Raw genomic sequence first — 21,310 nt, 5'->3', positions numbered from 1 at the left:
AAGCGCTAACGTCGTCTCGCGCTGCAAAAGGAGTCAGCGCTTCACGCGCGGCGACCCCCCTCTGGCCTGCCGGCCATCTCCCCCTCAAGGGGGCAGCTCCAACGCCGTCTTTTTTCAGCCCAATGTTGTCATGTATCCTTGGAATCGAACGTAGAGCAGGGTTTATATCATGCGGTGGGTCTGGACGTTTCTGTTTGCACTGGTGAGCAGCGTGGCTTTCGCGGCCTCGCCGGAGGACGACTATGTGGCCGCGCGTGACAAGGCGATTGCTGATATCGCGGCGCTGAACAGCGCGAACGCGGCAATCGAGACCATCGACGCTGAGAACGAGAAGGCCTTGGCCGACCTCCAGCAGCGTCTTGCCGGCATTATCGGGCCGCTGGCGGTCAAGGACTTTCCGCCAACCGGCACAATCAATATCGAAAGCCTCAGCGATTCCGATATCGGCTATGGCATGCTCGATGGGCTGCGATACACCAAGGACGACGACGGGCCTAGCCTGGTGGCAACGACGCGAGGGCTGCTGGAGCGCTGGCTCCAGTCCAGAACCGCCGAGACCGACGAGAGTTTCAAACTGCCCGCTGGCATCGATGAGGCGCTTAAGCTGGATGCCTTCTATACCCAGGCGATCAACAGCGACGCCGCCTTCGAGGGAACGCTCGACTTTCCATTGAAGAAGCCCGAGGGCGCCGACATCGCCTTCGCACGGCTCGGCGGCTGGACGCAGGACGTCGGGCCGATCTATGAGCAGGAAGTCATCGTTACGCTCGTCAAAGGCAACAGCGTGAGAATTATCGCAGCGCCGGCAGCCCCTGCAGTTCCGAAGATCACCGCTTGCGACGCCGTGTGGGCTGCTGCGGACGCCGCCGCGCAGAAATTCCAGGAGGCCTACCAGGCGTCGGATCTGAAGGACGAAAAAGCGTTCGATTCCTCCAACGCCGCCTGGGACAAGGGCGACAGCGACTACCGGGCCTGCATGGCGCAGCGCCTGCCGGCTGACACGGCTTTCCCGGCGCTGCTCGCCCAGGCGCAGGCGCTGGCCGATCAAATGGCTGGGAAGTAAGCCTCCCGCAAGGGCCCGCGCGGCAAGATCAGGCGGCTTGTTGCAATCTGAGACGAATATGACTTCGCCGCTGGGTTGCAGAACTCTGCAACCTGGCGTCCTACTTTCGGACACTCATTCAGATTTCGGCTGGACCCTGGCAACCAAAAGCTTACCGTTTGTTCTCGGATTCGTCTCGAAGCTCAAATTTAAGCTTTAGCTACTATGGTCGACCGAAGGACTACTGTCCTGGAAAGGTCTTCGGATCGAGTTGGCAGGTGCAATGCTCAATTCCGGCCGGTTGAAACGGGCCGTTTTTTCTTCCGCCAACTTGCCGGCGGCGATTGCCTTTGTCGTGCTTCTCGTCTGCGCCCTGGTTGCCGACCAGAGGAACAGAGAGGTCTCCGATCAGCTGGCGCGCGCCGACGTCCTGGCCAAGGTCAACATCATACGTGCCAAGCTCGAAGGCAACATAAGCGGCAATCTCCAGCTGGTTCAGGGTCTCGTTTCGACAATCGTTACCGAGCCCTATATGGGCCAGCAAAGATTTGCGGCACTCGCCCGTAATTTGTTCGAGCAAAAATCGCAGTTGCGCGATATTGCCGGCGCCCCCGACCTCGTCATCGCGCTGATATATCCGCTGGAAGGCAATGAAAAAGCCATCGGGCTGGACTACCGCAAGAGCGATACGCAACGCATGGCCGCGCTTCGCGCCCGTGACCAGCGCGCGCTGGTGCTCGCCGGGCCGGTCAAACTGGCGCAAGGCGGACGTGGCTTCATCGGCCGTATCCCGGTTTTCGTGCCGACGGCGGGTGGCGGCGACCGTTTCTGGGGTATCGTCTCGGCCGTGATCGATGTCGATCGGCTCTACGCTGCCAGCGGACTGACCGACCCTGATCTGGATATCGATGTGGCGCTTATCGGCAAGGATGCGCTCGGCGGCGGCGGGGAACTGTTCTTTGGCGGCGATAATGTCGTGTCCGGCAATCCGGTGATGGCAGAGGTGCAATTGCCTTCAGGCTCCTGGCAAATTTCAGCCATACCGAAGGGCGGTTGGCCGACCGCTCCGAAAAATGAGTGGCTGTTGCGTCTGCTCATGGCGCTTGCCGGCGCGCTGGTGGTGCTGCCGATCCTCGTGGCAGGACGTCTTTTCGGTGAGCGGCAGAAAAGTGACGCCGAGTTGAGGCGCCTGTCCCGGCGGCTGGAGTTGGCGTTGGAAGCCTCTGCTATAGGCGTGTGGGAGCACGATACCGTCAGCAACCAACTCGTATGGGACGACCGCATCAACGAAATCTATGGCAAACCCGGCGGCGGCAAGACCCGTAGCTATGACGACTGGGCGCTGGCGATCCATCCCCAAGACTTCGAACGGGCTAAAGCAGATTTCGATTCGGCTGTTGCAACACAAGGACCCTACTCTTCGCAATATCGGCTCCTGCGGCCGGACGGCACCATTCGCCATGTGCGCACCCGCGCCAGTTTCTTCCGGGACATCGACGGCACGCCAAAAATGATCGGCGCCGAATGGGATGTGACAGGCGACGTGCTGCTCAACGAGAATCTCGTGCGTGAACGTCGCCTTTCAGAATCGAAAAATGCCGAACTGAACCTGGCCAAAGCCCGCATCGAGCATGTCGCGATGCATGATTCGCTGACTGGTCTGCCCAACCGTCGGTATCTGGACGAGATGCTTGCCGAAAACCGCGAAGCCGACGGCCGTGCGGCGTTGCTGCATCTCGACCTTGACCGGTTCAAGCAGATCAACGACACGCTCGGCCATGCAGCGGGCGATGCATTGCTGGTGCATGCTTCGAAAGTCATCAAGGCCAGCGTCGGCAGTGCCGATTTCGTTGCGCGCATCGGCGGCGACGAGTTTGTCGTGCTGAGCCATGGACGCGACGACAAGGACCTCGCCGCGCTGGCCGACCACATTATCGATGCGATGCGCCAGCCGGTCGACTATCTGGGTCACCAGTGCCGGTTCGGCGTCAGCATCGGCATTGCGGCCAATAGCGGCGTCGATGCCAAGCAGTTGCTTGTCAATGCCGATCTGGCGCTGTACCGGGCGAAAGGCCGCGGCCGCAACCGCTACGAGTTTTTCAACGAAGAGCTGCAGAGCGAGATCGTGCGGACCAAGCAAACCGCCGACGAGATTCTGGGCGGGCTCGAGCGGAACGAATTCATCGTCTACTATCAGCCGCAGTTCGACGCCAAGACGCTGGAGATCGTCGGCGTCGAGGCGCTGTCGCGTTGGGATCATCCGCAACGCGGCATGCTGGCCCCCGACGCCTACATCAAGGTGGCTGAAGAACTTAATGTCGTGGCGCTTATCGACCGCACCGTCCTGGAGCAGGCGCTCGATAATTTTGAGCGTTGGTCGCGCAGCCACCTCAACATCCCGCGCGTCTCGGTTAACGTTTCCGCACGGCGCCTGGAAGACAGGGACCTGATCAAGGGTTTGCGCAAGCTTCCGATCAAGGAAGGGACCGTGTCGTTCGAACTGGTGGAGTCGATTTTCCTCGACGAAAACGACGAGCTGGTCAGCTGGAACATCGAACACATCAAGGGGCTCGGCATCGACGTCGAGATCGACGATTTCGGCACCGGGCATGCCTCGATCGTCTCGCTGTTGAAGTTGCGGCCCCGTCGCCTCAAGATCGACCGCCAGCTGGTCACCCCCATCACCAGCTCAACCGCACAGCGGCAGCTTGTGTCGTCCATCATCGACATCGGCAAGTCGCTCGGGATCGAAGTGATCGCCGAGGGCGTCGAGACGATGGAGCACGCGCGCATCCTGAAAGAGCTTGGCTGCGACATCCTGCAAGGCTTCCTGTTCGGCTACCCGATGGATGCCAAAGCCTTCAAGGCCTTCGCGCAGTCGCGCAAATGGCTGGCGGCGAGCTGACAAATCCTGGCTTTGCTGGACGCAAATGCGGACGCAGGACCTGCGTCAGGTCCGCAGCCCCGGCGCCTCGTGCCCGGTCCTCTCCACATATTCGGTATAGCCGCCGCCATAGGTGTGGATGCCTTCTGGCGTCAGTTCCAGCACGCGGTTGGAGAGTGCGGCCAGGAAATGGCGGTCGTGCGAGACGAACAGCATGGTGCCTTCGTATTGCGACAGCGCCGTGATCAGCATCTCCTTTGTGGCGATGTCCAAATGGTTGGTCGGCTCGTCCAGCACCAGCAGGTTGGGCGGGTCGAACAGCATCAGCGCCATCACCAGGCGCGCCTTTTCGCCGCCTGACAGAACCCGGCATTTCTTCTCGATCTCGTCGCCGGAAAAGCCGAAGCAGCCGGCGAGTGCCCTGAGCGGCGCCTGGCCGGCTTGCGGAAACGCGTCCTCCAGCGTCTGGAACACGGTGCGTTCGCCCTCCAACACCTCCATGGCGTGCTGGGCGAAATAGCCCATTTTCACACTCGGCCCCCGAGCAACTGTGCCGGCATCCGGGTCAGACGCGCCGGCCACCAGCTTCAGCAGTGTCGACTTGCCGGCGCCGTTGACGCCCATGATGCACCAGCGCTCGCGGCGGCGGACCTGGAAGTCCAGCCCCTCATAGATCGAGCGGCTGCCATAGCCCTTGTGGACGTTCTTCAGCGTCACGACATCCTCGCCGCAGCGCGGCGCCGGCTGAAAATCGAAATTCACGATCTGACGGCGCTTGGGCGGCTCGACACGATCGATCTTGTCGAGCTTCTTCACCCGGCTCTGCACCTGGGCGGCGTGTGACGCCCGCGCCTTGAAGCGCTCGATGAAAGCGATCTCCTTGGCCAGCATGGCCTGCTGGCGCTCGAACTGCGCCTGCTGCTGCTTGTCGGCGATCGCCCGCTGCTGCTGGTAGAATTCGTAATTGCCGGAATAGGCGGTGAGCGAACCGGCGTCGATCTCGACCACCTTGTTGACGATGCGGTTCATGAACTCGCGGTCGTGCGAGGTCATCAGCAGCGCGCCCTCATAACCTTTCAGGAACTGCTCCAGCCAGATCAGGCTTTCGAGATCGAGATGGTTGGACGGTTCGTCGAGCAGCATGACATCGGGCCGCATCAACAGGATGCGGGCCAGCGCCACGCGCATCTTCCAGCCGCCGGACAGTTTGCCGACATCGCCGTCCATCATTTCCTGGCTGAAGCCCAGGCCGTCCAGCACTTCGCGGGCGCGGCCATCGAGCGCATAGCCGTCGAGTTCCTCGAAACGGTGCTGCGCCTCGCCATATTTCTCGATGATCTCATCCATCCGGTCGGCCTGCTCGGGATCGGCCATGGCCGCCTCGAGTTCGGCCATTTCGGCCGCCACGTCGCTGACCGGCCCGGCGCCGTTCATCACTTCGGCCACAGCACTGTGGCCGGCCATGTCGCCGACATCCTGGCTGAAATAGCCGATGGTGACGCCGCGATCGACCTGCACCTGGCCCTCGTCGGGCTGCTCCTGGCCGGTAATCATGCGAAACAAAGTCGTCTTGCCGGCGCCGTTCGGACCGACAAGGCCGATCTTCTCGCCCTTCTGTAGCGAGGCCGAGGCCTCGATGAAGACAAGCTGGCGGCCGTTCTGTTTGCTGATGCTTTCAAGACGGATCATGCGACTGGAAGAACCTTGGAGGATTTTCCCCGGCCCTTACGCGATCGGCCGCGCCAGAGGAAGCGCCCATTTGACGCCGCGCGCAAAAGCCGCTGCGGTCCGCACCTCCAGAATGCAAAACAGCCCGCCGCGCGATTTTGCGCAACGGGCTGTTTTTGAACCAGCTTCTGTACTCAGTTCGGTGCGGGCACTTCCGCTTCTATTGACGGCACCTGCTGGGCGGCGAGCGAGGCGAGCTTGCCCCGTCTGACGAGTGTCGGCTTCTCATAGGATCGTTTCATAAATGCCCCTCTCTTACACAAGCGGAGACTGTTCCGCCGAACTCGCCATGTCAATAAGCAGCGGTAGTGAGGTGCTTTGGCTGTGTCCGACGAATTGTCACTTCGCGTCGTGGAAAATGATCCCCACTGTATGCCGCCTGCCGGAGCGCAGGCGGCTGACGCCGTGCCTGAGGTTGACGCGGTAATGGCCTTTCGTGCCTTGCACCGGGCGGTTGTGGACAGCAAAGATCACCGCATCGCCCCGGGTCAGCGGCACCACTTCGGCACGGCTTTGCATGCGCGGGCGCTGTTCGGTCAGGACGAATTCGCCGCCGGTGAAATCCTCGCCGGGCTGCGACAACAGGATCGCCACCTGCAGGGGAAAAGCGAGATCGCCATACAGGTCCTGATGGAGGCAGTTGAAGTCGCCGGGGCCATATTGCAGGAGAAGCGGCGTCGGCCGCGTTTGGCCGCTTTCGTGGCAAAGCTGGAGGAAGGCGGCGTGGTCATCGGGATAGCGCCGTGCCGCGCCCATGCGTTCGTTCCAGTCGTTGGCGACGCCGGCGAGCCTGGGATAGAGCGCGGTGCGCAGGCCACCGACCAGATCCGGCAGCGGATAGCGGAAATAGCGGTACTCGCCCTTGCCGAAGCCATGGCGGGCCATCACCACATGGCTGCGGAAATGGTCCTCATGCGGATAGAGACCGGCGATCTCGGTGCACTCCTCGGGTGAAAGCAGCGCCGGCATGACGGTGCTGCCGTGGCTGTTCAGTTCGCCGACCAGAGCACTCCAGTCCTGCGCTGCGACGCGCGCTTCGGCCGAATGGGCTGCGCGTTTGGTGCTTATCGAATGGATGGTCATGGATGCCTCCTTTGCTTGCGGTCAAAGTGGGGCGAACGAGGCGCCTGGGCCACCCGATTCCTGCGATGAACATTGTCATCTGCTGCCGGCAGCGATTAACTGTGTACATGCATCTTTCGATCGAACCGCTAAATGGCGTCAAAGGGCTTCCTCTCGGATCGTCTAAGGCGACTGTCAGATCCTTCTTTTCAGGAGAGCTCAAGGTCTTTCGGCGGAGCCCAACCAGCGTTCCGGCCGACTATTGGCCGGACCTTGGAGTATTCGCCTATTACAAGGCCGATGGCGCACTCGAAGCGCTAGAATTCACCTCGCCTGCGATCTTGGAACTGGGTGGCGCGTCGCTGTTTCCGATTTCCATGGAGGTTGCGCTGAGGTTCTTGAGACAAACCGACCCCAATGTGAAGGTCGAGATCGATAGCGCGATTTCGAATGCTCTCGGCATCAGCATCTGGACAGCCATAGGAAAAGAAGCGGACTCCCAGGTGGAAACACTTTTGCTGTTTGGAGCCGGCTACTACGGCTGATCCTTCCGGGCGATATCCACTGCAGATCGACTGCGTATCGATCGCATCAGACCGGATCGGCACCCTTGCGGCGATACGCCTCCAACTCAGGGTCCAGATCGACCCTCACCGCGTTTGTGAACAGGCAGGTCGCCACCATGATGCCGGCGAAGGCGACGAGGTTGACCAGCAGTGTGTCGTCGTAGCTAGCCTTGAGTGCCGCCCAGACATCGTCGGGAACGGCGTTGGTATCGGCAGCGACTGCCTTGCCGAATTCGATCAGCAAAGCTTCTTCAGCGCTGGGCTCGATCGCCTCGGGATCAAGACCGCTGTCGATCAGCGCGCGGCGGAAGAAGGTAAGCGGTATCTCGGCGCGGCATCTCTCGGAGATCGCCAGCGACAACAGCCAGACAGCGCGGTCGTCGAGTGCGGGCTTGAGCAGATCGCGCAGGGTGAACCATTCGGCATAGATGCGGTGGGCCGCCGGTGAATGCAGCAGGATGCGCTTCATGTTGGTCATGCGTCCGCGCAGGCCAAGCTCCCTGTCGTGCTCGGCGCGGATGTCTTGCGATGCCGAGGCGTAGTCGATCGGCGGGATCATGGCCATGGGACGGTCCTTGGTTGGTGGCAGCGAGGCATTCTGCGAAGCCCTCACCCAAGCGTCGTATGCAATTGCGGCGCGGCGCGCAGCGTGTTGGACACCGTGCAGATCGCTTCGGCGTCCTCGACGATCCGCTGCTTGGTCGCAGCGTCGAGATCGCCTGAGATGTCGAGCCTGATGTTGAGCCTTTCGACGCGCGACGGCTCGTCCTTGGCCTTCTCGCCGCTGACCTCGGCGCGCACCTCGCCAAGCGCGGCGGCAACCCCGAGGCGGGAGGCGGCGATGCGCGCACTCAGCACCATGCAGGCGGCGAGCGAGGCGTAGAGCAGGTCGAGCGGATTGAAGCCCGGCGCGCTGACGCCGGTGACGACATCGACTGCACCGCCGGTCGGAGTGGTGATGGAAGGCAAGCCGCCGGGCTGCAGCGTCGCCGTCGCGCCGGTGACGCGGGTTCTGACCTTCAACTCAGCCATCGCAAATCCTTCTGGCCGGCAGTCCGGCAAAGGGGTAAGGATCGCCCGTGGCGTGTCCTGTCCCGCTATATGGTATGTCCTGGGCCGATACCGCAACCTCCGCAGAAGCGGCACCCTGTCAGCAATCTTCACCACGCCCGTTCCCTCTCCGCCCTGCCCTGCGGTAGGCTCGCGCGATCCGCAACAGGATCGCGAGAGCCATGATCGTCCAGGCCTGCATCAATGGCGCGCGCGCCGCCGATTTTCACCCCACACTGCCGCTCGACTCCGACGCTATGGCGCGCGACGGGGCGGCTTCGATTGCCGCGGGCGCAGCTGAGCTGCATGTCCATGCCCGCAGCGCGGACCGCCGCGAGAGCCTTGCGCCGGCAGCGATGGATCCGACCATCGCAGGGCTGCGCCGTGCCTGCCCCGGTACGCTGATCGGCGTCTCCACCGGCGCCTGGATCGAGAATGACGATACAAGCACGCTGGTCGCCATCGCCGGCTGGCGCGAATTGCCGGACTATGCCTCGGTCAATCTCAGCGAGGCGGCCGCGCCTATCGTCATGGAGAGCCTGCGGCAGCGCGGCATCGGCATCGAGGCGGGTCTGGCGTCGGTCGCCGACGCCGAGCGGCTGGTCGGCCTCGACCATGGCGGGCGCGTGCTGCGCGTGCTGATCGAGATTTCCGAGCAGACGCTAGACGAGGCTTTTGCGGTCGCCGACTGCATCGAACAGGTCCTGGAGCGCGCCGGCATTCGCCGTGCCATCCTGCTGCATGGCGAGAACGCGACGGTGTGGCCGTTCGTGCGCCGTGCCGCGGATCGCGACTGGTCGACGCGCGTCGGGCTGGAGGATGGGAAGCATCTGCCGGATGGCACGGTTGCGGCCGGCAATGCCGCGCTGACGGCGGCAGCCGTGGCGATCTTCCAGGCCGGGCGATAGCGCATACAAGCAGCGCGCCAAGGCATCGCCGAGACGATGGCGATCGCAAGGCCCGGGCCGCGAAAGTCGGTGAAAGCTATTCAAATTTTATGTATTAATTAAACCGGCAGTTAATCGTCGCATCAACGATCTCATCGGTGTTAATATTCTCCGGCATCGGGGACATTTTTTAATGAACGTCATTCCGGATAATGATCACGCTGCGCCGCGTCGGATTCAACAATATACATCGATACAGACCCTGCGGGGGCTAGCAGCCCTAATGGTTGTTATCTATCATCTTCCGGCCGCACTAGGCGTGCTCGATTTGCCTATTCCCATTCTAAACAGCGGCGTCGACCTGTTTTTCGTCATCAGCGGTTTTGTCATGGTTCTCTCGACGGAGAACAGACATCGCGACCACCGTGCTTTTTTGATGCAGCGGTTCACGCGCGTCGTTCCGTTCTATTGGGTCATGACCTTCCTCATGGTCGCCGCACTTTGGCTGTTTGCCGGTCGTGGAGTGTCCTTTGAGCAGATTACCAATAGCCTGCTTTTCGTGCCCTATCTCGATACGGCCACAGGCTATGTCCAGCCAGTGCTTGGCGTGGGTTGGACGCTCAATCTGGAAATCCTGTTTTACATTCTGTTCGCGGCGACTATGGGTTTTGGTGCGCTGACGCAAATGGCCACGATTGGCGTTGTCTTTGCAATCGCCGTAGCCGCACGCATTATCTTCAAACCCGCCGCCGACACTGTGCTGTTTTTCTATACCACGCCAATCCTGTTTGAGTTCCTTGCCGGCATGGCTGTCGGCCATCTGGTCGGCAGACTGGTGCGTTTGCCGGCTTTCCTGGGCGCCTCGGCTGTCGGGTTCGCTATTGTGTCCACACTGGTGATGGTACTTGGCTTCAACTTGCCGCGAACCCTTGCTCAAGGTATCCCGGCGCTGATCCTTGTCGCGGGTTGCATCAGCCTGGAGAGCTACTTCCGACTTTTTGCTCCTCGCGTGCTGGCAAGGCTGGGAGATGCTTCCTACTCTCTCTATCTGACCCATCCTATCGTGCTGCTCGCGATCGCTCCTGTCGTTGCAACCGCCAATGTGTCACCATGGCTTGCAAGCATAGCTATTGTCACCGCCTGCATCGCCGTGTCCCTGGCGAGTTATAGTTTTATCGAAAGGCCGCTTTTGGCCATGTCGCGAATGAGCCTCTCCGCCTATCAGGTGAAGGCGTGAGTTGCGGCTACGCCGCAGCTCGGTCGGCCTGCCATTCGGGTGCGTTGCTCACTACGACCTACCGTCGCGTTCAAGCGACCACGGCCGCGGCAAGATCGTCTTCGAACTCCCTCACCTAGTGCTGTCGCGCACATCCTCGACTGCCCCAAAATGTGCAGCGGTTTTGGGACGACATGCATCCTGTCTTGCCTGAACGCACACGGGAACTGACACAGAGGGATGACATAGCTCTTGCTGCTGTTAAAAATTCCCCATAAGGTATTTTTCATATCCGACAGAAAATCCGATCGTTTCTTTCCCATTATGAAAGCCTTGCCTTTGCGTGAGCATCTCGATCAAACCGATCGACGGCTGGTAAAGCTGTTGTCGCAGGATGCCCAGCCCGGCATCAACCGGCTCGCCGAGACGATGGCGATCTCGGTGCCGACGGTGCGCTCAAGGTTGCGCAATCTGCTCGACCGCAACCTCTTGAAGATCGTCGGGCTGCTCAATCTGACCGAACGCCCCGAGTTGATCTCGGCCATTGTCGGCATCAACGCTCAGGGACGTGGCCGCGCCCGGGAACTGGCGCAGCGCATTGCCGAACTGCCTTTCGTCAACTCGGCCTCGGTGGTTACCGGGCGCTTCGACATCATCGTCGACGTGACCGTCGCCGGCGATGTCGCCGACCTCTACCGCATCACCAGCGAGCTGATTCCGGGCGCCGGCATTCCCGGGGAAGTCGTGCGCAGCGAAACCTTCGTCGTCATGGCTTCATGCAACAAATGGGTCAGCCTTCCCGAAGGCTGCTGGTCGGAAGAAACACCGTCACGCAAGGAGCCGGCATGAGAATAGCTGTTCTCGGCGGCCTCGGCCTGCAGGGACGGGCGGCCATCGCCGATCTCGTCGCCAGCGCCGGTGTCGAGGAAGTCGTCTGCGTCGATACGTCGGCTGACGGCCCTGCCCGGCTTGCCGGGCTGACCGACCTTTCCCGCGTGCGTTTCGTCATGCCCGAGGGCGCGATCGGTCCGGCGCTTGCCACCGTGCTGGCGGATGTCGACGCCGCCATCGATCTGTTGCCGCAGCCATTGATGCGCGAGGCGGTGCAGGCCGCGATCGCAACGCGCACGCCGCTGGTCACTACCAATTACGGCAAGGCGATTGCCGATCTGGCGCCGGAGGCTGAACAGGCCGGCGTTTCGATCATGACCGAATGTGGGCTCGATCCCGGCATCGACCTCGTGCTCTATGCGCGCGCCGCAAAGCAGTTCTCTACGATCTCCTCGATCGATTCCTATTGCGGCGGCATCCCCGAACCGAAGGCGATGGCGAAGCCGCTTTGCTACAAGGTAAGCTGGAATTTCGACATGGTTCTGGTCAGCCAGAACCGCGACAGCGTGATGATCGAGCATGGCAAGCGCGTCGAAGTGCCGGCCGGCCGACAGCACGACAATGCCTTCATCCACGAGATCGAGGTCGCGGGCCTCGGCCGGCTGGAAGCTTTCCCCAATGGCGACGCTCTGCACTATGTCGAGATGCTGGCAGCCGCCAAGGGATTGCAACGCTCGGGCCGCTATACGCTGCGCTGGCCGGGATGGTCGGCGTTCTGGGCGCCACTGAAGGAACTCGGCTTCCTCTCCGAAGACAAGGTGCCCGGCACCGGCGCCAGCCCACGCGAATTTCTCGGCCGTCTGCTCGGCCCGCAACTGCAATATGGCGCCGACGAGAAGGACCTTTGCGTGATGCGCAATGTCTTTTCCGGTCTCGAAGGCGGCCGCGCCAAAACGGTGACGTCGGACCTGATCATCGAACGCGACCTGGCATCAGGCCTGTTCGGCATGAGCCTTGGCGTCGGCTATCCCGCCAGCATCGTGGCGCAGATGCTGGCGCGGCGCGAGATCGCCACACCAGGGCTTTTGAACCCGCTGCTGCATGTGCCGGACGGGCCGTTCTTCGACGAGCTGGCCAGGCGTGGCATCAAGGTTGCCGAGACGGTGGCCTGGGACTGAGGATTTTCGAACGGTGGCTGCCGCCGGCAAACGGTGCCGCCGCTCAAAAAACACCCGAAAGGGTGGAATAACAAAGTGGAACAACAACGATAACAGGAGGAATGCCAAATGAAGATTGCCAAGCTTTTCATCGCCGGACTTGCGCTTGCGGGCCTGACCGCTGCTGCCAGTGCCGGAACGCTCGACGAGATCACCAAGCGCGGCGAACTGCGCGTCGCGGTACAGACGCAAGGACCTCCCTTCTCGCTGGTCGGCGCGGCCGGCGAGCGCACCGGCAGTTCGGTCGAACTCGCCGAACTGATGGCCAAGGAAATGGGCGTCAAGATCACCTTCCTCGACTATGATTGGGACGGGCTGATCCCCGCGCTGCTTTCGGGCAAGGCCGACCTGCTCGTCGCCGACATGACGCCGACGCTGGCGCGCGGCATGAAGGTCGCCTTCACCACACCTTACATGTATACGGGCAGCACCGTCTTCACCAAGGCCGACAGCAAGTTCAAGACAACCGAGGACTGCAAGGCCAAGGGCACCAAGATCGCCGTGCTGTTAGGCGCCACCGGCGAAAAGGAAGCCAAGAACGCCTTCCCGGATGCCGACATCAAGAGCTACAAGGGCGGCGGCCCGCTGCTGCTCGACGCGGTCAACAACGGCCAAGCCGATTGCGGCGTCAACGACGTCTCGGCGGTCAAGGGTCAGTCGACAGCCTATCCCGCCGGCACCTTCACCATCATGCCGGACCTGTTGTCGAAGGAGCCGCTTGCCTTCGCCACCCGCTACGACGAGCCGGACCTGTTGATCTGGATGAACCTGTTCCTCAACCAGGTCAGCATCGACGGCCGCTTGCAGAAGAACCTCGACTACTGGGTCAATTCCGACGCCTGGAAGAAGGATCACTAAGCAGAGGTAAGCAGGGAGTAGTGAGTAGGAAGTAGTGAATGGTGAATGGTGAATGGTGAACGGCCATTCCGGACGCCCTTCACTGCTCACCACTCACTACTCACTACTGCCCATTCACCATTCACAATTCACCGCCATGCTCGAAAATTTCAGCTTCCGCACCATCGTCGAATATCTGCCGCTGTTCGGGCAGGGTCTGATCACGACCGTGTGGCTGTCGGCGCTGTCTTTTGCGGGCGCGCTGGCCGTCGGCATCGTGCTCGCCGCCATGAACCTGCAGCGCGGCCAGCTGTTTCGCGTGCTGGCCAAGGGCTATATCGATGCCGTGCGCGCCACGCCGTTGCTGGCGCAGCTCTACTTCCTCTATTTCGGCCTGCCGCGTCTCGGCTTCGTCCTGCCCGAGCTCGTCGTCGGCATCATCGCTTTGTCGCTGAACAGCGGCGCCTATGTCGCGGAAATCATCCGCGCCGGCATCCTGTCGATCCCGCGCGGCCAGGTCGAGGCCGGGGTTGCCTCGGGAATGACCTATGTCCAGCGCATGCGCCTGGTCATCCTGCCGCAAGCCTTCAAGGTGACGATCCCGCCGCTGCTCGGCCAGGCGATCGTGCTGGTCAAGGATTCCGCGCTTTTGTCGCTGATCTCGGTTTCCGAACTGACGCGCGCCGGCCAGTTGCTGGCGTCCGACCGCTTCATGCCGGCGGAAGGCTTTCTCACCATCGCCGCTTTCTATCTGCTGCTCTATTACTGCCTCAAAGGACTGGCGGGGCTGTCCAGTCGGTGGCTCGGTCTGCAGCCGGCAAGGAGCAGCACATGATCTGGCAACAGCTGCAAAGCCTGGCCGGCAGCTACCCCCTCGCCTTGCGCGGCCTTGGCATGACCGTGATGCTGTCGGCGATCAGCCTGGTGCTGGGCACGCTGCTTGGCTTCGGCCTCGGCATATTGCGCACCGGCGGCAACCGGCTGATCTCGAGCGTGATCGGCGCCTGGGTCGACCTGATCCGCGGCACGCCGTTCCTGGTGCAGATCTTCCTGATCTTCTTCATCCTGCCGGAATTCGGCATCGAGCTCGATGCCTTCACGGCCGGCATCATCGCGCTCACCAACCTCGCCGCGTGCTTCATCTGCGAGATCGTCGCCGCCGGCATCCGCTCGGTGCCGACCGGCCAGGTTGAGGCAGCTCTGGCGTCTGGCCTGTCGCGCTGGCAACGCATGCGCCAGGTGGTGCTGCCGCAGGCGATGCGCATCGTGCTGCCGCCGCTGGTCGGGCAATATGTACTCTTGATCAAGGATTCCTCCGTCGTCTCGGCGATCGGGCTGACCGACCTCACCCGCGTCGGCTGGCTTGTGGTGCAGCGTGTGCCCAACGGCCTGCTGGTCTTCTTCCTGGTCGGCGTCGGCTATTTCGTCGTCTGCTATCCGCTGATCATGCTCGCCCGCCGGCTGGAGCGCCGCATGGGCGCGGGGCATGGCGAGGTGCAGCTGTGACATCGAACCCAAAGGGCTGACCGCCATGACCAATCCAAGCCCGACCAAGACAAACCTGACCAAAACGGGCATGATCGACTTTCGCGGCGTCAACAAATGGTTCGGCTCGCTCAATGTGCTGAAGGACATCACGCTCAGCGTCGAGCCGCGCGAAGTGGTCGTCGTCTGCGGCCCAAGTGGTTCGGGCAAGTCGACGCTGATCCGCTGCATCAACGGCCTGGAAGCGATCAAGGATGGCGACCTCGTCGTCGACGGCCAGCGCCTCGGCGACCCCGCCACCAACATGACGCAGCTGCGCACCGAGATCGGCTTCGTCTTCCAGTCGTTCAACCTCTACCCGCACAAGACGGCGCTGGAAAACGTCACGCTGGCGCCGATCCATGTGCGCAAGATCCCCCGCGCCGAGGCCGAGCAGGCCGGGCGCGACTTGCTGGCCAAGGTCGGCCTCGCCGACAAGGTCAACGCCTACCCGTCACAGCTGTCCGGCGGCCAGCAGCAGCGTGTGGCCATCGCGCGCTGCCTCGGCATGCGCCCCAAGATCATGCTGTTTGACGAACCGACCTCGGCGCTCGATCCCGAGATGATTTCCGAAGTGCTCGACGTCATGGTCGCGGTGGCCGAGGAAGGCATGACCATGATGGTGGTAACGCACGAAATGGGCTTTGCCCGCAAGGTGGCGCAGCGCGTGGTGTTCATGGACGCCGGCGCCATCGTCGAAAGCGGCACGCCGGAAGCGTTTTTCTCCGACCCGAAGACCGACCGCAGCCGGGCTTTTCTAAGCAAGATTCTAAGGCATTAGAGCTTAGCCAAAGCCGGTCGTCCGAAAGGCCGCGGGGCAGGAACTGTCGACGCACAGCGCCAAACAACGAGCCGCCGGTAGAGTGGATCGGCTACGTTTAGGTCTCCGGCTACGCCTCTGGGACCTTCCACGTGCCGTCCAGAACCTTCGCGCGTGGTCGATAGAGCCGTACCATCCAGTTCCAGCCGGGCCACCATCGGCTGTACGGTCAAGCCACCGGCGCCGCGCCGCGCCGCTCGAGCGCGGTCCTGCGGATGATTTCCGCGATTTCCGGGCTGCTGCTGCACAGCATCTGGAAATCCGCCGCGTGCAGCGACAGGAGTGAGACAGAAGTTGCGGCAGTGACGGTCGCCATACGCGGTTCGCCGCTGATCAGCGCCATCTCGCCGAAGAAGGCGCCAGGGCCAAGCTCCACCGGGTTCGGCGTCGCGACGCTGACGCGGCCCTCCACGACGAAGAACATCCGATCGCCGGTCTCGCCGCTGCGGCAGATCACGGCGCCCGCCGGCACCGTGCGGGGTCTTAACGCGCGCACGATCTCGACCAGCGTGGCCGGGCCAAGCTTCTGAAACAACGGAACGCCGGCAATCAATTGCCAATTGCGGACGAAATCCTCGCGACGGACTTCTTGATAAAAGCCGGAGGCAAGAATGCCGGCCCAGAGCCCGAAGATGCCGATGCCACACATCATGACAGCCCCGGCAAGAACGCGGCCGGCGAAGCTTTGCGGAATGTCGTCGCCATAGCCGGTAGTGGACAGCGTGACCACCGCCCACCACATTGTCTCGGGGATGCTGCCGAACTTTTCCGGTTGGACGTCGCGCTCGATGACATAGGCCGCAAGTGCGACACCGAACAGAACCAGGCCGAAGACCGTGGTGACGCCGACCAGGTTGCGCGCTTCGTTGGCCAGAACCCTGCCAAGCAGCGGGAAGAACGTCGAGTCGCGCAGCGGCTTCAGCAGCCAGACAGCACAGTAGAGGCTGCGGTCGGGCGTGCCGTCGAGCAGGAATGCGGCGAGTGGAACCAAAACCGCGAGCACATCGATTGCGATTGCCGGCGTCCTGTCCCGAAGGTCTCCCGCCCAGCGCTTGAGCAGGGTCTCGGCCATCTGCAGAAGATAGGCGGCCCAAATGACAGCGAGCACGGCAGCCAGAGCCAGTCTGCTTCGTCCGGACATGTTCGGCATCGTGAGCGCAGCCACCGCCAGAAGCCCAGGCGCAGCGAGCACCGCATTTAGCGGTGCGTAGATTCTCAGAAAAGGCAGTACCGACATTCTATCCCACCAGCGGCCACTGTGCTCCAGAATAGAGGCCTTCCGGGCAAGCGCAAAGGGTGCTTTGCGATCGCAAGATCAGGTCACGCCAATGGCTTTCGGGCGCCGCTATCGGCGCTCCACGGTCGCACCGCAGGCGACGGATCAGCTCGGGAGCCGCCACATTCGCACGCGACCCGCACCGCGCAATTCCGTTTCCTCGAGTGGGTCGCAAGCAAATTTCGGTCCAAGCAGTTGGCAAGTTGCATCGGAAATACGGATTTCATCGGGCTCCGCGGACGTTTGAATACGTGAGGCGAGATTAACGGTCTCACCCCACAGGTCGTAGGCGAACCGCCTCTTGCCTATGACGCCGGCGACGATCGGTCCTGAGTGAATTCCAATTCTCAGCCTTATCGGTTCTCCTGCGAAGCGTTCCCGCTTGACCGCTTTGCGCAGCTCAATCGCATAGCGCGTGAGGGCCTTTGCATGATCGGATCGCGCCGTGGGCAGGCCGGCGACCACCATCACACAATCGCCAATTGTTTTGATCTTTTCGCAGCCGTATCGCTCAGAGAGCCGATCCGCCGCCTTGAAGAAGTAGTTTAAAATAGCGAGCGTCGTCACCGCTCCGACGCTGCGCGCTCGTTCCGTAAAACCGACGATGTCGGCAAAAAGCACACTCACCTCTGCGTGGTTGTCGGCAATTTTCTTTTGCGCTTTCAATCGCTCCGCGATCGAGGCCGGGAGAATGTTGAGGAGCAGGTTTTCGGCGCGCTGATATTCACGCGCCAATCCCTCCTGGCTCTTCCTCAACGCCTCGTTCGTCGATTGCAATTTTTCGTTGAGTTGACGCTCCCTCTCTTGCAGGAGCGTCATTTCATAGGCCTTCTGTTGAAGCCGCTGCCTGTTGTCTCGTTCGGCAGTGGCGTCCAGAAAAAGCAGCCACACGAACGCGTTGTCAGCAAAAAAATGGAGGTCGGCGACACGCCCGCCGGGCAGTTCAACCATGTCCATGCGAAACGGAAGCTCCGGGCAAGGCAGCAAACCCTCCATGAATTCAAGCTGCTCGGCAACAGGCTTGCCGATGCGAAGTGATGACAGCCCGTAATGTTCAACATTGCCGCCCTTGGCAGCTATGCAAAGCTCAGGGTCGATTTTCAGATAAGCGACAGCGTGCCCGTCGAAGAAGAAATTGAAAAACCAATTTCTGACTTCTTTTGGCAATTCATGCATGGTCTATTTGGTGACCATCAAGGCAAGTTGACGAAAGGCGTCATCGACCTGCTCGCCCGAAAGCGCACTTGTTAGATAGATTTGCCATCCACGTTGCCTCAACTCGTTGATCTCACCATCCGATATCGCCCACCGATCGGCCAGATCGGACTTGTTGAACAGCAATACGAACGGCATGGCGCCGAATTCGGCCTCGACCCGTTCGCGCAGCGTGAGTGCCACGGCAAGAGTAGCAGCGCGGGTTCCATCGACGACTAGCACGAGCCCGGTTGCACCTCGAACATAGCTGACGCGGAATGAGCCGATATCGTCCTCGCCGGCCAAATCCCACAAAATCAGATCCACGGTTTTGTCCGGGAGCGCGACGCTTTTCTTGTCGATTTTCACTCCGACGGTGGTCAAGTAGGTTTCTGAGAAGATGCTCTGCACAAACCTGCGGACCAGACTCGTCTTTCCGACGGCGAAGCCGCCCAGCATGCAGATCTTTTTTTGCAACATGTTGGGCTCCGCTAGTCCAGGTTTACCGTAATCGAAACCCGGCGATTGGTGGAGCTACCGGTTAGACTGTTTTCAGGTACAGCCGGCTCAAAAGTGCCCGCGCCCCGAACCAGCAGCAGTTCGGGAGCAACGCCGCGCTTGTTGAGAAGCGCACGAACTGTCTCGGCGCGGGCGGCGCTGATCGACGCGTTGGCCGTCTCACGGCCCGTGGTGTCCGAATGCCCGGTCAACATGAACCGCGCCGTTACGCCGGAATTGCGGGCACTCTGGGCGAATTCCTTTATTTGATCCGCCAACCTGTCGAGAACCGGCGTCTGCTCCGGTCCCGGCACAACCTTGCCGGAAGAGAAGAAAATATCGGTCGTCTGGATCGCCTGCCTCAAATGATTAAGTTCTGCAAGGTTCAGCTCACGCAGTTGCGAGACATCCAGAACCACTCCGTCCGCCGAAAGTTGTTCAGCGGCGGCCCGCGCGCGGTTGATCCAGCCGGCAGGAGCCTCACCCACGGCCACGATGCGACCCTGGATGATCGAGAGCTGAACGGTTTTCGGCGGGGACAGCGCCGCCGTCAGCCGCTTCACCACAAACTTCGGATCAAGGCTCTGATAGAATTGCCACTGTGCATGAACGCGGGCAGGATCAACGTCCGTTCCGGACAGCAGGGCTTGCGGGTCGGCGGCAAGCGGGTCTCTCAAGCCGGAAATGTAGAAATGTCCGCCCCTCGCGCTTTGTTGGGCGACGATGATTCCCGGTTGGGCCTCAAGCCGCGACACATAATACTGCCAGTGCTCCGCCGCGCGCGCTTCGGGGCTCACGTCACGAACCTTGGAGATGTCGAATTCGGGTCCGCCTGCCGAAAGCTGCCGGGCCGCCGCGCGCGCGCGATCGATCCAGGTGTCGGGAGCCTCGCCCTCGGCAACGATGCGATCATCGATAATCGAAAGTCGTACTGTATCCGGCGGATACAGCGACGCCGTCAGCCGCTTCAACACGAACTCCGGCTCAAGACTCTGATAGAATTGCCACTGCGCATGAACCCGGGCGGGATCGACCTCTGTTCCCGACAACAGCGATTGCGGATCGGCGCCAAGCGGGTCTCGCAGGCCGGCGATATAGAATTGGCCGTCGCGTATCTTTTGGTCTGCAACGATGATGCCCGGCTGGGTCTCCAGTCGCGACACATAAGCCTGCCAGCGCTGCGCCGCGCGCACTTCGGGGCTTACGTCACGAACCCCCGAGATGTCGAAGAACGGCCCGCCTGCCGAAAGCTGCTGGGCCGCCGCGCGCGCCCGGCTGATCCAGGTGTCGGGAGCCTCACCCTCGGCGACGACGCGACCATCGACGATCGAAAATCGCACTGAATCCGGCGGAGCCAGCGACGCCGTCAGCCGCTTCAGCACGAACTCCGGCTCAAGGCTCTGATAAAATTGCCATTGCGAATGAACCCCGGCCGGATCGACTCCCGTGCCTGACAACAGCGACTGCGGGTCGACGGCAAGCGGGTCCCTCAGGCCGGCAATATAGAACTGGCCATCGCGTACCTGCTGTTCGGCAACGATGATGCCCGGCTGGGCCTCCACTCGCGACACGTAAGCCTGCCAGCGCGACACGTAAGCCTGCCAGCGCTGCGCTGATTGCCAGGAAAGAAAGTACCAACCGCCTGCCAGACTCAAGAGCAACAGGGCAACGGCCGCCACCAGCCACGGAAATCCGTCGTTTGATTCCTCCTGCTTCAGCTCGACGCAGGTCTGCAACTGCGCCTCTACGGAGGCCAGCTGCGAACCGTCGCCGTCGAACTGCTCTAAAGCCTCTGAGGATTGCTCATGGATGCGAAGCAACACATCGCGAACGATTTCATGCAATTCCTCCGGCGGATTTCCCCGGATCACCGAAACCAGTGTCGCAAACGGTCCAACTTCCGACCAGAGACGAAGCTCGCCGAAACGGATTGTGTCCAGGCCGCTCTGCTCTTTCTCGTTAAATGAGTCTTTTACAAAATCCTGAATCGCACTGAGCATCGAAGAAATGAGCTGAGGATCTTCGCTCGTCGCATTGTCGGCAGTTACATGCGCTATCAAAAGGCCGGAATTCCGATGAATGAGAAAGGCATGTTCCACACGGTAGACAAGGGAATGCTTCAGAACAACTGCCGAGAAGCTTGCCCCTGTTCTCCAGGCTTCAAGTCTCCACTTGAGCCCGTGCCAGGTGAATATGTGCCTTAGAGTTTCATTCAGCGACTGAAAGGTCTGGTCGATCTTTTCCCCGATCGACTTGCGAATTGCCGGCAGAAACACCGGGTACAATATGTCCGTCAGCGTGCGCGGGCTCTTCTGGATCGACCGTTGCACAGCCCGTTCGACAGCTGGCGCAAGCGCCTCGCCGAGTTGCGCGTAAGGCGCTCGTCCGGCAGCACTGGGAAGAACGTCGCCCACGGCCGCCGCAAGCTGCTCGGGTTCGTCGAGCAGATGCGTAACGCGTGAAAGCTCCGAGATTTCGCGGCTGACCAGCAACTGCCGCAGCGTTTCCATGCGCGGATCGGCGGTTGGAACCGCCTCGAACTGCGCACGGTAGTCCGGATCAACGTTCCGGGCAATTTCGATCAAAAGACGAGCCAGAGCCTCGCGATCAATCTCTGTATCGTTCGAGGCTGTTCTTTGCGGAAGGTTGAATGGGTCGACGGTGGACGTCAAGGTCCC

The 21,310-nt window shown here is 61.4% G+C and carries 19 protein-coding genes; 11 read left to right on the top strand and 8 right to left on the bottom strand.

Annotated features, from left to right (window positions below; genetic code table 11):
- The first annotated feature begins 169 nt into the window (after positions 1-169).
- Together NKI88_RS08055 and NKI88_RS08050 are read left to right on the top strand one after the other, a co-directional pair.
- A complete protein-coding gene (locus tag NKI88_RS08055) occupies positions 170-1,063 on the top strand; it encodes a hypothetical protein (RefSeq protein WP_352459589.1) in 894 nt (297 codons plus the stop codon).
- Between the two features lie 262 nt (positions 1,064-1,325).
- Positions 1,326-3,947 carry a bifunctional diguanylate cyclase/phosphodiesterase gene (locus NKI88_RS08050; protein WP_352654527.1) on the top strand — a complete coding sequence of 874 codons (2,622 nt, stop codon included), beginning with the start codon at positions 1,326-1,328 and terminating at the stop codon, positions 3,945-3,947.
- A 45-nt stretch (positions 3,948-3,992) separates the two neighbouring features.
- Here NKI88_RS08050 and NKI88_RS08045 read toward each other — a convergent pair whose 3' ends face one another.
- Positions 3,993-5,615, bottom strand: a complete 1,623-nt coding sequence (locus tag NKI88_RS08045) for an ABC-F family ATP-binding cassette domain-containing protein (RefSeq protein ID WP_023689031.1) — start codon at positions 5,613-5,615, stop codon at positions 3,993-3,995.
- A 378-nt stretch (positions 5,616-5,993) separates the two neighbouring features.
- Positions 5,994-6,737: a 2OG-Fe(II) oxygenase gene (locus NKI88_RS08040; RefSeq protein WP_023805622.1), complete on the bottom strand. Its 744-nt coding sequence runs from the start codon at positions 6,735-6,737 to the stop codon at positions 5,994-5,996.
- A gap of 65 nt (positions 6,738-6,802) precedes the next feature.
- Here NKI88_RS08040 and NKI88_RS08035 point away from each other — a divergent pair, with 65 nt between their 5' ends.
- Positions 6,803-7,261 (top strand): hypothetical protein, encoded by a 459-nt coding sequence (locus NKI88_RS08035; protein ID WP_050586866.1) that lies wholly within the window; start codon positions 6,803-6,805, stop codon positions 7,259-7,261.
- Positions 7,262-7,307: 46 nt separating this feature from the next.
- On the opposite strand, the gene NKI88_RS08030 is transcribed toward NKI88_RS08035, so the two are convergent.
- Both NKI88_RS08030 and NKI88_RS08025 read right to left on the bottom strand, forming a co-directional pair.
- Entirely contained in the window at positions 7,308-7,847 is a 540-nt protein-coding gene (locus NKI88_RS08030; RefSeq protein WP_023695530.1) for a carboxymuconolactone decarboxylase family protein, read from the bottom strand.
- 44 nt (positions 7,848-7,891) lie between these two features.
- The gene (locus tag NKI88_RS08025; RefSeq protein WP_023670326.1) at positions 7,892-8,314 is read right to left on the bottom strand and encodes an OsmC family protein; all 423 of its coding nucleotides are present in this window, start codon (positions 8,312-8,314) and stop codon (positions 7,892-7,894) included.
- 200 nt (positions 8,315-8,514) lie between these two features.
- Here NKI88_RS08025 and NKI88_RS08020 point away from each other — a divergent pair, with 200 nt between their 5' ends.
- From NKI88_RS08020 to NKI88_RS07985, 8 genes are all read left to right on the top strand, one after another.
- Positions 8,515-9,240, top strand: coding sequence for a 3-keto-5-aminohexanoate cleavage protein (locus tag NKI88_RS08020; protein WP_352654524.1), 726 nt, complete (start codon positions 8,515-8,517; stop codon positions 9,238-9,240).
- Positions 9,241-9,412: 172 nt separating this feature from the next.
- Positions 9,413-10,456, top strand: a complete 1,044-nt coding sequence (locus NKI88_RS08015; RefSeq protein ID WP_352654522.1) for an acyltransferase family protein — start codon at positions 9,413-9,415, stop codon at positions 10,454-10,456.
- Positions 10,457-10,774: 318 nt separating this feature from the next.
- On the top strand, positions 10,775-11,284 hold the full coding sequence (locus NKI88_RS08010) for an Lrp/AsnC family transcriptional regulator (protein WP_023670324.1): 510 nt from the start codon (positions 10,775-10,777) through the stop codon (positions 11,282-11,284).
- The gene (locus NKI88_RS08005) at positions 11,281-12,444 is read left to right on the top strand and encodes a saccharopine dehydrogenase family protein (RefSeq protein WP_023733917.1); all 1,164 of its coding nucleotides are present in this window, start codon (positions 11,281-11,283) and stop codon (positions 12,442-12,444) included. Before NKI88_RS08010 ends, NKI88_RS08005 begins: the two co-directional genes overlap by 4 nt.
- A 108-nt stretch (positions 12,445-12,552) precedes the next feature.
- Positions 12,553-13,341, top strand: a complete 789-nt coding sequence (locus NKI88_RS08000) for an ABC transporter substrate-binding protein (RefSeq protein ID WP_023684789.1) — start codon at positions 12,553-12,555, stop codon at positions 13,339-13,341.
- 136 nt (positions 13,342-13,477) lie between these two features.
- Entirely contained in the window at positions 13,478-14,155 is a 678-nt protein-coding gene (locus tag NKI88_RS07995; protein ID WP_023695534.1) for an amino acid ABC transporter permease, read from the top strand.
- A complete protein-coding gene (locus NKI88_RS07990; protein WP_023821289.1) occupies positions 14,152-14,826 on the top strand; it encodes an amino acid ABC transporter permease in 675 nt (224 codons plus the stop codon). Before NKI88_RS07995 ends, NKI88_RS07990 begins: the two co-directional genes overlap by 4 nt.
- Before the next feature lie 70 nt (positions 14,827-14,896).
- Positions 14,897-15,625 (top strand): amino acid ABC transporter ATP-binding protein, encoded by a 729-nt coding sequence (locus NKI88_RS07985; RefSeq protein WP_023670319.1) that lies wholly within the window; start codon positions 14,897-14,899, stop codon positions 15,623-15,625.
- A gap of 208 nt (positions 15,626-15,833) precedes the next feature.
- Here NKI88_RS07985 and NKI88_RS07980 read toward each other — a convergent pair whose 3' ends face one another.
- The 4 genes from NKI88_RS07980 to NKI88_RS07965 form a co-directional block, all read right to left on the bottom strand.
- Entirely contained in the window at positions 15,834-16,901 is a 1,068-nt protein-coding gene (locus NKI88_RS07980) for a cyclic nucleotide-gated potassium channel (protein ID WP_023693904.1), read from the bottom strand.
- Positions 16,902-17,045: 144 nt separating this feature from the next.
- A complete protein-coding gene (locus tag NKI88_RS07975; protein ID WP_023693905.1) occupies positions 17,046-18,116 on the bottom strand; it encodes an adenylate/guanylate cyclase domain-containing protein in 1,071 nt (356 codons plus the stop codon).
- A gap of 3 nt (positions 18,117-18,119) precedes the next feature.
- A complete protein-coding gene (locus tag NKI88_RS07970; protein ID WP_023670316.1) occupies positions 18,120-18,614 on the bottom strand; it encodes a Rab family GTPase in 495 nt (164 codons plus the stop codon).
- A gap of 11 nt (positions 18,615-18,625) precedes the next feature.
- The gene (locus tag NKI88_RS07965) at positions 18,626-21,304 is read right to left on the bottom strand and encodes an OmpA family protein (protein ID WP_352654519.1); all 2,679 of its coding nucleotides are present in this window, start codon (positions 21,302-21,304) and stop codon (positions 18,626-18,628) included.
- Positions 21,305-21,310 lie beyond the last annotated feature (6 nt).

The sequence above is a fragment of the Mesorhizobium sp. M0317 genome (genome assembly GCF_040321555.1).
Taxonomy (GTDB): Bacteria; Pseudomonadota; Alphaproteobacteria; order Rhizobiales; family Rhizobiaceae; genus Mesorhizobium.
Note: the sequence above shows the minus strand (reverse complement) of the source record. Positions and strands in the feature narration are given on the sequence as shown.